The sequence below is a fragment of the Kribbella sp. NPDC000426 genome (genome assembly GCF_040300265.1).
GTDB lineage: Bacteria > Actinomycetota > Actinomycetes > Propionibacteriales > Kribbellaceae > Kribbella.
Map to the genome: position 1 here is coordinate 1,032,324 of NZ_JBEPDK010000001.1, position 13,274 is coordinate 1,045,597.

A 13,274-nucleotide genomic window follows, 5' to 3' on the forward strand; every position below is an offset into this window, starting at 1 on the left:
CGGCCCGCCTGAAGATGGTCGGCGGTTGGGTCGGCCCGGCGGAAGGTGGTCGGCGGTTGGGTCGGCCCGGCGCTGGTTCGTGGGTCGGGTTGCGGTGGTTGGCGGCCAGGCCGACCCGGAGGCGGTTGGCGGTTGGCCCGGCGCTGGTTCGTTGGTCGGGTTAGCGGCTGGGGCTGTCTGTTGTGCGGTTGGCGGACTGCTCGGTTTGGTGTGCACCACCGCGGTGGGCGGTTGCCGCCTGCCCCGGCGCCATTCGTGTAGCTCCTGCGGCCGGCGCCTGATGATCAAGCACAGCCCGCAAAGCCGCCACATCCTGCGCCGCCCCCGAGCCACCCTGCTGCCCCTGCTGCCACCACTGCTGCCCAGGCTGCTGAGAACCCTGCTGCACCTGCCCAGGCTGCGCCGGCTGCTGAGGAGCCGGCTGAGCCTGCCCGGGATACGCCTGCTGGTGGGAAGCCTGCTGCGGTTGACCGTACTGCGTCTGCTGCTGAGGCGCCTGCTGCGGTTGGCCGTACTGCGTCTGCTGCTGAGGGGCCGGCTGTTGGGGAGCCGGTTGCGGCTGGCCGTACTGCGTCGGCGGCGGGAACTGCTGCCGCTGCGAAGCCTGAGGCGCCGGCCACTGCCCAGCCACCGCCTGCGGAGCCCCCTGCGAGTACTGCGCCCCCGGCGCCTGCTGCCACTGCCCCACCCCCTGCTGCCCAGACGGCCCCACCTGCAGCTGCCCCTGCTGCGGTTGCTGCCACTGCTGCTGGCCGGGCTGGGCTGGTTGTAGCTGGCCTTGCTGTGGTTGCGCGTACGGCTGTGTCGGTACGTGGAACTGCTCTTGCTGCGGACCGCGGGGAGGCTGCCACTGGCCCGGCTGCTGCTGGGCCTGGTGCGGTTGCTGCTGCGGTTGCTGCGACGGCGAATGGAATACCTCGCGCTGCGGACCGCGCGGGGGCTGCCACTGGCTGGGCTGTTGTTGAGGCTGCGGTGGCTGGTGCGGTGGTGAGTGGAATGCCTCGGGCTGTGGAGCGCGTGGGGGTTGCCACTGGCCTGGAGTTTGTTGTGGAGCAGGCTGTTGTGGTTGCTGCCACCACTGGCCTGGGGTTTGCTGGGCCGGCGGCTGCTGTGGCTGTGGGTAGGCGGGGGCTTGTGGTTGTGGGTACGCCGGAGGCTGCGGTTGTGGTTGCTGCTGTTGCGGGGTGCGTGGCTGCTGCGATTGTTGTTGGGGTTGGCGCCTCTGCCACCACCGGCGTCGGGTTTGCTGCTGGGCTGGTGACTGCTGCGGCTGGGCGTACTGCGGCTGCCAGGGCTGCGCAGACTGCGGTTGCGGCTGGCCGGGAGTCTGTTGCGGGTACGCCGCCTGCTGCGGTTGCTGCCAGGGCTGCGGCTGGCCGGGAGTCTGCTGTGGCTGGACCGGTTGTTGCTGCGGCCACCACTGGGCCTGTTGGCCTGCTGCCGGCTGTGGCTGCTGGTAGGCAGGTGGCTGCTGCGGTTGGGCTTGCTGCTGCGGGAGAACCTGCTGCGGCTGCGCGTAGGCCTGTGGCTGCGTGGGCTGGACTGGCTGCGGTGGCTGGTACGCCTGCGGCTGGGCCTGCTGCGGCTGCGCGTAGACCGGTGGTTGCTGCTGCGGCAGTGGCTGGGTGGGTTGCTCTGGCTGGGGTGGCTGGTACGTCTGCGGCTGCTGTGGTTGCGGCTGCGCCGGCTGTGGTTGCGGCTGCGCCGGCTGTGGTTGCGGCTGCGCCGACTGGGGTTGGGGCTGGGTCTGTGACTGGGGCTGCGGTTGGGCGGGTCTTGCAGGAAAGGGCTGGAGGACGGGGAATTGGGGGCGGGTGGGTTGGGCTGTCTGGTCCGGGCGGGGTAGTTCGATGGTGGGTTGGTCGCGGTTGGCGACCTGCTGCAGCTGTTGGGTCTGTTGCTGGGAGAGCTGGTCGCGGTACTGCGTTTCGGTGGCTCGGACTGTGTCCGTTAGGGAGTCGGCGATTTCGGCGCCGCGGGTGTGGGAGATGGAGCGGAGGTTGGTGGCGGTGCTGTCGTTCAGGGAGCGGAGTTTGCCGAAGTCCTCGTTGATCTGGGCAGCGAGCCGTTCGCGGACCGCCTCCTGTTCCGCGGCAGGTACGAGGTTCGGCAGGTCCGAGCTGTCGAACATCACGTCGGCCGCCGCACGTGCCTTCGACATCGGCGGCTGGCTGGCCATCCGGCGGAGTACCTCGTTGCCGGACAGGTTCGCCTCGGCGCCGATCTGGTCGGCGAACGCGCGCGCAGCGGGCTCGTACCCGGGGTACGAGTGCGGCACCCGCACCGCCTTCACCTGCGTGGCGAGGTCCGGCGGCAGCACGCGGTCGGCGATCGAGTCGAGTTGTGCCTGACTCCACGCCTCGGTGACGCCCTCTTCGAGCGGCCGGTACTCCAGCGGCTGCAGATCCGCCGTCCAACGCTCGTGCGTGAACCCCTCCGGTCCGGCCAGGTGGTCGAACTCGTGGCAGACCGTCTTCAGCGCGTTCCGCCGGATCCCCCACTCCTCCAGCGTCGCCGGCTCTCCGCGGGTCGCGTACATCTCCTGCAGCGGCTGCACCACCAGCGTCCGGTTCAGCCGAACGGTCCCGTCCGTGTACGCCGCACCGCGGATCGTCGGGTCGTCCGTGTAGTGCAGATCCCCGTTCCACAACGAGACCGCCGAGCCCGACTCGGTCGCCACAGCGTCGCGGACGCGTTCCCACAACCCGTTGTCGAGGTCCGGGATCTCGCTGTTCGCGCTGCGGACCATCCCGCCGGCCATCTACCGCTCCGCGGATCCCAGGTCGATCATCTCGATGATCTGCACCAGGGTCTCGTTCATCTCGAGCGCGGCATCCCGCTCGCCGGCAGTCGGGGCAGCGTACGCGATCCGCGCGATCTCGGCGATCCCGGCCTCGGCCCGGGCCCGCCGCTCGGCCGCCGTACCCTCCGGGCTCGAGGACCGCATCATCACGTCGGACGCCTGCCGGACCGGGACGCTCTCCGGCGTCCGGGCTTCGAGCACGAGGTTGTCCAGCGTGGTCAGGTAGCGGATCGCCTTCGCCCGGTCCGCGTCACCGTCGACGGTCGCGGCCTGTTCCCGGAGCCGTTCGACGGCCGCGGCCAGCTCTTCGGGGTCGGTGATCTCCGTGCCCCACGCACGAACGAGCTGACGGCGCGCAGCATCGAAGTCCCCGTACTCCATCGGGCCATCATCGCATGGTCACAGATCGCGACTGGATGCCTTGGGCCCGGTTCCGGACGCCGCGGTCGAGCGCGACCCAGGCGCCGACTTCGGAGCCGAGATCCGGCCCGCCGGCGCCACCGCGGGATCAACCGCGAATCTGGCGGCCTGGTCGTCGACGCCCCGATGCGTCGCCGCGATCACGGCCAACGGCTCGTTCATCTCGAGTACGGCGTCCCGCTCGCCCGCCGTCGGAGCCTCGGCAGCGATCTGCGCGATCTCGGCCATCCCCGCCTCGGCCCGCGCCCGCTGCTCGGCCGGCGTACCCTCCGGCCCGCTCGATCGCATCATCACGTCGGACGCCCTGCGGATGTACTCGCTCTCGGGTTCCGAGGCCTCGGCAACGAGTTCGTCCATTGCGGTCAGGTAGCGCATCGCGCGGTCGGATCCGCTGGTCAGACTCGTCGCCTGTTCGCGCAGATCGGCGACTGCTGCGGCTAGTTGTTCGGGGTCGGTGATGTCGTTGCCCCAGGACTGGATGATGCGGCGGCGTGCGGCGTCGAACTCGGCGTACTCCACCGCCCCATCGTGGCACCCGAAGGGTTCGGTTCAGCGGTCCAGACCCGGCCGCTTCGGATCAGGTTCGGACGGCCGACGGCTCGCCGGAGGAGCGGAGCGAGCCTGTGTCTGCGGCCGGGCCAGCGCCGGGTCGTGCCCGGACACGAACCGCGCCATCGGCTGTCGTTGATGTGCCATCGACACAGCCATCTCACCGATATCGGCGCCGTACCGCTCCGCGTCGCCGGTGTCCAGCGCGTCGAACTGCCGATCGGCCTCGTCCGTGATCCGCCCGGCGACGAACTGCCGCTCGACATTCGGTACGGCGGAAGCCGCCACCAGCCCGTCGACCGCAGCCTGAACCATCAGCACCCGCCCCTCGCCTGCCATCCGGCGCAGCGTCTCACCATTCTCAAGACCAGCAGCCTTGTCGATGACCGCCGCGAACGCGCGAGCCGCCGGTGCCAGCCGCTGGTCCGGAGCCGGCGGATGCGCGTGCCGGACCTGGATCGCCAACTCGTACGGCAGCGTCCGGTCAGCAAGCTCGCGCACATGGTCCTCGGCGTACGCCGTACTGACAGCCTCCTCGATGTTCGCGAACCGCGGTGCAACCGCATCAGCCGCCGCCTCGTGCCGATGGTCGTACTCCTCCGGAACCGCCCCGCGGACGTACGCCGTCGCCACCGTCTGGAACGCCTCGCGGGCAGCCGTCGCGTCGACAGGACTCAGCGGGTGAGTCCGATTGCTCTCGATCAGCTTCTGGAGCGCCGACACTTGTTCCACAGAAGGGGTTCCCGGATTGATCCGGACGTCCCACCGCGACTTCGGCGCGTCGAGGAGCTCCTCCACAGAGCCCTGGATCCGCCGGCACAGCTCGTCGACCGACTCCGGCGTCTCCACAGCCGGCGGCCAGCCGAGCTTGTCGAAGGACTGGTGCAGGTGGGCGATCTCCTCGTTGGCGTCCTGGCTCGCCGTCGTGATCGTGGTCGAGCCGAAGCCGGCCAACTGCTGACGATCAGCCAGTACGGCACCGATCTCCGGCCCCGGCGTCTGCCGTTCGTGGTTCTCGAACCGGGCTTCGAGATGATCGGCGATGGCCGTCGTCAGCTCATTCCGCTCGGGCGCGGGCAAGGCCGTGAAGCCAGGCCGCGACTGGAGCAGCAACCGCGCCGCGGCCATCGCGTGGGCGCCACGTCCCGCGCCGACAAGCTCACGCAGTACTGCGCGCTCCGGGCGCCCGGTCCGCGCACTGATCGCCACAACCGCCGCATGCGCGGCCAGCACGTCGCCTTCGATCCGCGGAGGCGCGAAGAGACCGAGATCATCCGGCCGCCCATCCGGCCGAAGCTCGGCGGCCAAGCGAGGCGTCTCGTACTGCGCATAGAGCCGGCTGTTTGCCGCCTCGAACCGGGACTGGCCGTAGGGATACAGCGACTCCTGCACCGGCTCCCGCGGTTCCAGTACGCCGGCGCAGCTCGCCACCGTCTCGATCAGAGCCGCCCGGATCTCCGCCCGCTTGTCCTCCTCGCCAGGCCGTGGCGCGAGCCGGGCCGGGATGTCGAGATTGTCCGCGAGCAGCCGCAACTGCCGCTGGTCGGACCGCGTCACCCGCTGGGTGATCTGGTCGCCGACCGCCAGCGACCAGCTCCCGGTATCCCGCTCGACGAGCTCGTTGATGCTCCGGATCAGACCACTGACCTGTGCGTCCGCCACGCCGAGAACGTACCGGCGGCCAGGTTCAGCGACGCGCTGCGGCGGACGTCACAGGCAGTACGGCGTACTGGCGCGTAGGCTGCCCGTTCATGGGAGAGACGGTGAACATCCACACCACGGCCGGGAAGCTCGCGGACCTCGAGCACCGGCTGGACGAGGCCGTGCACGCCGGGTCCGAGCGCGCCGTGGAGAAGCAGCACGCGCGCGGTAAGAAGACCGCCCGCGAGCGGATCGACCTGCTGCTCGACGAGGGCTCCTTCTCCGAGCTGGACGAGTTCGCCCGGCACCGCTCGACCAGCTTCGGCCTGGACGGCAACCGCCCGTACGGCGACGGCGTGGTGACCGGGTTCGGCACCATCGACGGCCGTCAGGTGTGCGTGTTCGCCCAGGACTTCACCGTCTTCGGCGGCAGCCTGGGCGAGGTCTTCGGCGAGAAGATCGTCAAGGTGATGGACCTGGCGATGAAGATCGGCTGCCCGCTGATCGGCATCAACGACTCCGGCGGCGCGCGGATCCAGGAGGGCGTGGTCTCCCTCGGGCTGTACGGCGAGATCTTCCGCCGCAACGTCCGCGCGTCCGGCGTGATCCCGCAGATCTCCCTCATCATGGGCCCGTGTGCCGGCGGCGCGGTCTACTCCCCCGCGGTCACCGACTTCACCGTGATGGTTGACGAGTCGTCGTACATGTTCATCACCGGTCCGGACGTGATCAAGACCGTCACCGGCGAGGACGTCACGCAGGAGGAACTCGGCGGCGCCCGGACGCACAACACCAAGTCCGGGAACGCGCACTACCTCGGCAGCGACGAGGAGGACGCGATCGAGTGGGTGAAGGCGCTCGTCGGTCACCTCCCGCAGAACAACCTCGAGGATCCCCCGGTGTACGACGCACCGGCCGATCTCGAGCCGACCGAGACCGACCTCGCGCTCGACACGCTGGTCCCCGACTCGCCGAACCAGCCGTACGACATGCACACCGCGATCGAGGCGGTCGTCGACGACGGCGAATTCCTCGAGGTGCACGCGCTGTTCGCGCCGAACATGATCGTCGGCTTCGGCCGGGTCGAGGGCCGCCCGGTCGGCGTGGTCGCGAACCAGCCGATGCAGTTCGCCGGCACGCTCGACATCGACGCGTCCGAGAAGGCGGCCCGCTTCGTCCGGACCTGCGACGCGTTCAACCTGCCGATCCTGACCTTCGTCGACGTGCCCGGCTTCCTGCCCGGCACCGACCAGGAGTGGAACGGCATCATCCGCCGCGGCGCCAAGCTGATCTACGCGTACGCCGAAGCGACCGTTCCGATGATCACCGTGATCACCCGCAAGGCTTACGGCGGCGCGTACGACGTGATGGGCTCGAAGCACCTCGGCGCCGACATGAACATCGCCTGGCCGACCGCGCAGATCGCGGTGATGGGCGCCCAGGGCGCGGTCAACATCCTGTACCGCCGCGAGCTGGCCGGCGCCGATGACGCGGAGTCTCGCCGCCAGCAGCTGATCACGGAGTACGAGGACCACCTCGCGAACCCGTACATCGCGGCCGAGCGCGGCTACATCGACGCGGTGATCAAGCCCAGCGAGACCCGCGCCGAAATCATCCGCGCCCTCCGCCTGCTCCGCACCAAGCGCGACACCCTGCCCCCGAAGAAGCATGGGAACATCCCCCTGTGAGCACTGTGAAGATTGTGAAGGGCGATCCCACGCCTGAGGAGCTGGCCGCACTCGTCACGGTGATCGCAGCCCGCGCCGTGGCCGCACCGCCTGTGCCCGCAACCGACCGCGCCAGCAACTGGGCCACCTACTGGCGCAACGCCCGCACCCCCTTCCACCCCGGCCCCGGCCAGTGGCGCGCGTCCGCGCACCCCTAGATCAGACGCGGCGGAAGCGGATGAGGGGGTAGACGGGGGCCGCGCCGGTGTTTCGGGTGGGGCCTTCGAAGGTTGTGGCGCTGTCCAGGGCGAGGCCGTGGCGGGAGGCGACGGCGACGAGGTGGGCCAGTGCATCCTGTGATCGGGTCTCGTCGGAGGCTCGGTCGTCGGCGTAGCGGCTGGCGTCGGATTTCTCCGTGGTGGTGATGAAGACGCCGTCGGTGCGCAGTACCCGGGCGACCTCGGCGATCACCGGCTCGCTGTTGTCGAGCAGGTGCAGCAGCCAGACGGCCACGACCGCGTCGCAGCGACGGTCCGCGATCGGCAGCCGCGTCGCGTCGGCCGCGGCGACATGACCCGGGAGCCGGACCCGCGCGTGCCGCAGCATCGCCGTCGAGATGTCCACGCCGTGCACCAAGTTGCCCAGGGCAACCAGCTCGGCGCCGACGATGCCGGTGCCGACGGCAAGCTCGAGCACCCGCCGGCCACCGGCGGAGGCGGTGGAAGGGTCGGCCGCGCGGTTCTGCAGCAGGGCGTCGACGGCTTCGGCCGCCGCTCGGGCGCGGCGCTCGCCGCCGCGCGTCTCGTCGTAGGTGGCGGCGACGGATTCGTCGTAGGTGAAGGGTTTCTGGGCCTTCCAGAGGGCCGGCCAGGAGATGCCGACCTCGGCGAGCATGCGGCGCAGCAACGGCAGCGAGAGCCCGACCACGTTGTGGTAGTCGCCCTCGATCGCCGTGACGAACGGGCCGCCGAGGCCGTCGACGGTGAAGGCGCCGGCGACGACGAGCGGTTCACCGGTGGCGACGTACGCGTCGATCTCCTCGTCGGTCAGGTCCGCGAACTGGACCTTCGTCGACGACAGCTCCCGCAGCTCCTGCTTGCCGGAGGTGTCGATCAGGCAGTGCCCCGTGTGCAGTACGCCGGTGCGCCCGCGCATCATCCGCCAGCGCTCGCGGGCGACGTCCTCCGTCTCGGGTTTCCCGTACGGCTCCCCGTCGAACTCCAGCACGGAGTCGCAGCCGAGCACCGTCGCGTGATCGGACAACGAAGCGACGACGGCGCGCGCCTTCAGCGTCGCGAGCAGGCGAGCCAGCTCACCCGGGTTCTCGGCGGTGATGTGGTCCTCGTCGACCCCGGAGACGATCACCTCCGGCTCGATGCCGGCGCTGCGCAGCGTCTTCAGCCTGGCCGGCGACTTCGAGGCCAGGACGAACCGGATGCTCACAGCTTCGCCAGCGCCCGGCGCAGCGGGTCCAGGCCGATCGAGCCGAGGTTCAGCGCGTCGGAGTGGAACGCCCGCAGGTCGAACGCGGATCCCTTGCGCTGCTTGGCTTCCTCGCGGGCCTGCAGCCAGATCCGCTCACCGACCTTGTACGACGGCGCCTGCCCCGGCCAGCCGAGGTACCGGTTGAGCTCGGCCTGCAGGAACTCGACCTCCATCCGGCAGTGCGCCCGCAGGAACTCGAACCCGAGCTCGGCGTTCCACCGCTCCCCCGGCCGCCAGCCGAACGGGTTGTCGCGCGGCACCTCCAGCTCGAGATGCATGCCGATGTCAACGATCACCCGCGCGGCCCGGAACCCCTGCGCGTCCAGCATGCCGAACCGCGCGCCCGGTTCCTCGAGGTACCCGAGCTCCTCCATCAGGCGCTCGGCGTACAGCGCCCAGCCCTCGCCGTGACCGGACACCCAGCAGGCGATCCGCTGCCAGCGGTTCAGCAGGTCGGTCCGCAGCATCGTCTGCGCGACCTGGAGGTGATGCCCGGGCACACCCTCGTGGTACACGGTCGTGACCTCGCGCCAGGTGGCGAACTGCTCGACGCCGTTCGGCACCGCCCACCACATCCGGCCCGGCCGGGTGGTCAGGTCCTCGCTCGGCTGCGTGTAGTAGATCGATCCGTCCGAGGTCGGCGCGATCATGCACTCGAGCGTGCGGATCTCGTCGGCGATGTCGAAGTGGGTGCCGCCCAGCTCGGCGACGGCGGCGTCGGACAGCTGCTGCATCCAGTCCCGGAAGGCGTCCTTGCCGCGGATCGTCCGCGCCGGGTCGTTGTCCAGCAGGGCAGCCGTCGCCTCGATGCCCCGGTCGCCGCCGTTCAGCCCGGCCGCGATGTCCTGCATGTCGTTCTCGATCCGGGCCAGTTCGGCCCAGCCCCAGGCGTACGTCTCCTCGAGGTCGACCGCCGCACCGAGGAAGCTGCGCGAGGCCAGCTCGTACACCTCCCGGCCGCACGCGTCCCGCTGCGGCGCCCGCGGCGCGAGATCGGTCGTCAGCCACGCCCCGAACTGGTCGAACGCCTTGCGTGCCGACGCGGCCGCGGCCTCGACCGTCGGCTTCACTGCGCTGTCGGGCGCCTGCGCGGCCAGCCCGGCGAAGAAGTCGTCGCCCTCGGCACCGGTCCAGCTGGCGATCCGCTCGGCCAGCCCGTTCACCTGCCGCACCGCGGAGATCCGGCCGTGCGCGGCCTGCTCGAGCAGTGTGTCGCGGTAGCCGTCGAGCGTCGTACCGATCTGGTTGAGCCGGATCGCGACCGTCTCCCAGTCCTGCTCGGTATCGGTCGGCATCAGGTCGAACACCTGCCGCAGTGCCGCCGGCACCGACGAGATCGCGTTCAGCTGATGCTGCGGTACGCCGGCCTCGTAGCGCTCGAGCTCCAGCCCGAGGCGCTCGACCAGCGCGTCCTTGGCGACCTCTTCGCGCGGACTCGCGGGCTCGATGGTCTGCGCCTCGGCGAGGGTCTGCCGGGTCAGCGCGATCCGCGCCTCGAACCCGGCCGGCGTGAAGTCCGGCAGCTCGTGGTCGTGGCCGGCGATCCCGAGCTCGGTGGCCGTGATCGGGTCGAGCACGATCTCCTGCTCGAGGTGCCGTTCAGCCAGCTGGTCGATCGGGCTGTTCGGTGTGCGGGCATCAGTCACAGCATCAGTCACAGGCCGACCCTACCCGTCCACGATACTGTGGCGGTCGCTTTTTCTGACGCACAGGAGAGGAACGGCGTTGAGCCAGCCACCCTACGGGCCGCCCGGCCAGAATCCGCCGTACCCGCCGAACCCGCAGTACCAGCAGCAGTACCCCCAGCAGCCCCCGCCACCGCAGTACCAGCAGCCGCAGTACGCACAACCACCGCGCCAGTACGGCGGGCCGCCGCCGCAAGGCCCCGGGTTCGGCTGGGGCCCCAGTTTCGGAGCACCTGGTCCTGGTTCGGGCTGGCAGCCGCAGCGGCCGCGGAAGAAGTCGAAGGCGCCGCTGATCGCGATCCTGTCGATCGTCGGCGTCGCGATCGTCGGCGGATGGATCATCGGCGTGGTCAAGAAGAACGCCGACGACGTCACCACCCCGCCGGTGAGTCCGAGCCGCTACACCCCCGAGCCGACCGGGTCGCCCACCGAGGAACCGACCGAGGAGCCCACGGAACAGCCGACCGAGCAGCCGACCAGCACCACGACGAACACCACGGCGCCGAAGGTGCCGGACTCGGCGGTCGTGGCCAAGAACGCGATCTACAAGGTCGGCCAGATGAAGACGGTCAGCTGTAAGGAGCCGCGCGTCCGGCCGACCAACGCGCGCAACGCGGCGGCGTACTGGACCGCGATCAAGCCCTGCCTGGACAAGTCGTGGGCGCCGCTGGTGGCGAAGGCCGGCTACAAGTTCACGCCGCCGACGATGACGTTCTGGGCGGGGACGAACGCGACCGGCCCGTGCGGCACCGGCCCGGTCAGCGTGCCGTACTACTGCTCGGCCAACAACAACCTGTACATGAAGGTCGACGTGTTCGTGCAGGCGTACACGCAGTACCCCGACGCGGAGTCCAAGGCGTACGCGCGAATGTGGTACACCCGTTCGGTCGCGCACGAGTACGGGCACGGCGTACAGAACATGACCGGCATCCTGCAGGCGTCGGACAACCTCCGGTACGAGCTGACCAACTACGACGACCGGACCCGGCAGACCCGCCGGATGGAGCTGCAGGCGAACTGCTTCGCCGGCGTCTTCCTCGCGGTGAACAAACGCAGCTACCCGATCAGCGGCGAGATGCTCTACGTCTGGAACAAGTGGGTCCTGACCGCCGGCGACAAGCCGGAACAGGGCGACCACGGCAGCGTGGCGAGCCAGCAGCGGTTCATGGGTACGTCGTTCAAGACCGGCAACCCGGCCAGCTGCAACACGTTCGCGGTGTCACCCAGATACGTCAGCTAGCCCCGGCGGGGCGACCTGCTGCCAGGAGTCGAGCAGGATGTCGTGCAACTCGTCGGCGTCCTCGAGCGCGGCGAGGCGGGCCCGAACCCAGTTCGAGCCCGCCTCGTGCTTCGGCACCCAGAACTTCTCGGGTTCCGCCGCGATCAACTCCTCGCGTTCCAGCCGGGGACACCGGACCGCGAACGACGTCTGGTCGTCCGGCACCGTGACGAACATCCGCCCGGCCACGTCGAACGTCGGGTGTCCCCAGCGCTTCTTCTCTACCGTCTCCGGGAAGGACAGCGCGATCCGTCGTACGTCGTCTGCGTCCAGCACGATCACACTTTAGAGCGACCCGGCAGCAAGAACGCGGCCAGCGCACCCGCCGCGACGATCGCGGCGCCGGTCCAGACCGCGGGCACCAGGCCGGCGGCGTAGCTGGTCGGCGACTCGTACGACCCCGCCGAGGCGAACACCGACGCGAGGACGGCGACGCCCATCGCGACCCCGACCTCGCGGATCGTGTTGTTCGTACCCGACGCCACACCCCGGTCCGCGTCGGACGCGCTGTTCATCACGACGCTCGCCGACGGCGCGAAGGTCAGCCCCATCCCGATCCCGGCCAGGACGAACGGTACGACGAGTTCGCCGTACTGCGTCGTCGCGGTCGTGATCAGCGCGATCCACCCGAGCGCGGCGGCCAGGAACAGCTGCCCGGTGACGATCAGCGCCCGCGGGCCGGCCCGGTCCACGATCAGGCCGGCGATCGGTGCGACCACCAACGGCGCCGCGGTCCACGGCAGCGTGCGGACGCCGGACTGGAACGGCGTGTAGCCCTGCACGACCTGGAAGAACTGCGCCAGCAGGAACACCGAGCCGAACACGCCGACCGCGAAGGTGAACGAAACGAGGTTCACCACGCTGAACGAGCGGACCGAGAACAACCGCAGTGGCAGCATCGGAGCGGACGTCCGCCCCTCCCAGCCGATGAACGCAGCGAGCAGCACGACGCCCGCGATCAGCGAGCCGAGTACGCCGGCTGACGTCCAGCCGTCGTCGGCTCCGTGCACGACACCCCACACGATCGACAGCACGCCGGCCGTCGCCAGCACCAGCCCGAGCAGGTCGAGCCGCTTCGCCGTACCGCTGGACTCGGTCAGCACCCGAGCGGCGAGCACTACTGCGAACACGCCGACCGGCACGTTCAGCCAGAAGATCCACTGCCAGTTGAGGCCGTCGACCACCGCTCCGCCGACCACGGGGCCGACGGCGACGCCGAGGCCCGAGATGCCGCCCCAGATGCCGATCGCCGCGCTGCGCTGCTTCTCCGGCACCGCGCCGGCAAGCAAGGTCAGCGACAGCGGCATCACGGCCGCTGCCCCGATGCCCTGGATCGCGCGGGCGCCGACCAGCATCCACGGTTCGGTCGCCAGCGCGCAGGTCGCCGAGGCGAGCGTGAACAGCGCGATCCCGGCCAGGAACATCCGCCGCCTGCCGAGCCGGTCGCCGATCGCGGCCGCGGTCAGCAGCAGCGCGGCGAAGGCCAGCGTGTAGGCGTTCACGAACCACTGCAGGTCCGACAGCGACGCGCCCAGCTCGGTCTTGATCACCGGCAGCGCGTTCGTCACGACCAGGTTGTCCAGCGTGACCATGAAGGTGGGAATCCCCACTGCGGCCAGCACCACCCCGAGCCCACGGCTCCGGGTCCCCACCACTTCCCTCTCGACGAGAGCGGTCATCTCGGGCTCCAAGTTGTAATTGACTGATAACTTCGCTGATGACGAGAGTATGCATCCACTGATAAC

Annotated in this window: 11 protein-coding genes; 3 read left to right on the top strand and 8 right to left on the bottom strand. The window is 70.0% G+C overall.

Annotation, left to right across the window (positions count from 1 at the left end):
• Window positions 1-160: 160 nt before the first annotated feature.
• Genes ABT313_RS05030 through ABT313_RS05045 form a run of 4 tightly spaced genes read right to left on the bottom strand, consistent with a single transcriptional unit; the run spans window position 161 to window position 5,434 of the window.
• A complete protein-coding gene (locus ABT313_RS05030) occupies window positions 161-2,761 on the bottom strand; it encodes a hypothetical protein (RefSeq protein ID WP_350848793.1) in 2,601 nt (866 codons plus the stop codon).
• Window positions 2,762-3,184 carry a hypothetical protein gene (locus tag ABT313_RS05035; protein WP_350848795.1) on the bottom strand — a complete coding sequence of 141 codons (423 nt, stop codon included), beginning with the start codon at window positions 3,182-3,184 and terminating at the stop codon, window positions 2,762-2,764.
• Between the two features lie 18 nt (window positions 3,185-3,202).
• Window positions 3,203-3,742: a hypothetical protein gene (locus ABT313_RS05040; RefSeq protein WP_350848797.1), complete on the bottom strand. Its 540-nt coding sequence runs from the start codon at window positions 3,740-3,742 to the stop codon at window positions 3,203-3,205.
• A 30-nt stretch (window positions 3,743-3,772) separates the two neighbouring features.
• Window positions 3,773-5,434 carry a hypothetical protein gene (locus tag ABT313_RS05045; protein ID WP_350848799.1) on the bottom strand — a complete coding sequence of 554 codons (1,662 nt, stop codon included), beginning with the start codon at window positions 5,432-5,434 and terminating at the stop codon, window positions 3,773-3,775.
• Window positions 5,435-5,523: 89 nt separating this feature from the next.
• On the opposite strand from ABT313_RS05045, the gene ABT313_RS05050 reads away from it, so the two are divergent.
• Window positions 5,524-7,101: an acyl-CoA carboxylase subunit beta gene (locus ABT313_RS05050; protein WP_350848801.1), complete on the top strand. Its 1,578-nt coding sequence runs from the start codon at window positions 5,524-5,526 to the stop codon at window positions 7,099-7,101.
• The gene (locus ABT313_RS05055; RefSeq protein WP_350848802.1) at window positions 7,098-7,298 is read left to right on the top strand and encodes an acyl-CoA carboxylase subunit epsilon; all 201 of its coding nucleotides are present in this window, start codon (window positions 7,098-7,100) and stop codon (window positions 7,296-7,298) included. Before ABT313_RS05050 ends, ABT313_RS05055 begins: the two co-directional genes overlap by 4 nt.
• 1 nt (window position 7,299) lies before the next feature.
• Here the strand turns inward: ABT313_RS05055 and ABT313_RS05060 are convergent, their stop codons facing one another.
• Both ABT313_RS05060 and ABT313_RS05065 read right to left on the bottom strand, forming a co-directional pair.
• Window positions 7,300-8,523: a Maf family nucleotide pyrophosphatase gene (locus ABT313_RS05060; protein ID WP_350848804.1), complete on the bottom strand. Its 1,224-nt coding sequence runs from the start codon at window positions 8,521-8,523 to the stop codon at window positions 7,300-7,302.
• Window positions 8,520-10,223 carry a DUF885 domain-containing protein gene (locus ABT313_RS05065; protein WP_350848806.1) on the bottom strand — a complete coding sequence of 568 codons (1,704 nt, stop codon included), beginning with the start codon at window positions 10,221-10,223 and terminating at the stop codon, window positions 8,520-8,522. Before ABT313_RS05065 ends, ABT313_RS05060 begins: the two co-directional genes overlap by 4 nt.
• Before the next feature lie 67 nt (window positions 10,224-10,290).
• On the opposite strand from ABT313_RS05065, the gene ABT313_RS05070 reads away from it, so the two are divergent.
• The gene (locus tag ABT313_RS05070; protein ID WP_350848808.1) at window positions 10,291-11,490 is read left to right on the top strand and encodes a neutral zinc metallopeptidase; all 1,200 of its coding nucleotides are present in this window, start codon (window positions 10,291-10,293) and stop codon (window positions 11,488-11,490) included.
• On the opposite strand, the gene ABT313_RS05075 is transcribed toward ABT313_RS05070, so the two are convergent.
• Both ABT313_RS05075 and ABT313_RS05080 read right to left on the bottom strand, forming a co-directional pair.
• Complete coding sequence (locus tag ABT313_RS05075; RefSeq protein WP_137252890.1) at window positions 11,470-11,805, bottom strand: MmcQ/YjbR family DNA-binding protein; 336 nt, start codon at window positions 11,803-11,805, stop codon at window positions 11,470-11,472. The two genes, ABT313_RS05070 and ABT313_RS05075, sit on opposite strands and share 21 nt — an antisense overlap.
• Window positions 11,806-11,807: 2 nt before the next feature.
• Entirely contained in the window at window positions 11,808-13,208 is a 1,401-nt protein-coding gene (locus tag ABT313_RS05080) for a DHA2 family efflux MFS transporter permease subunit (RefSeq protein ID WP_350848810.1), read from the bottom strand.
• Between the last annotated feature and the right edge of the window lie 66 nt (window positions 13,209-13,274).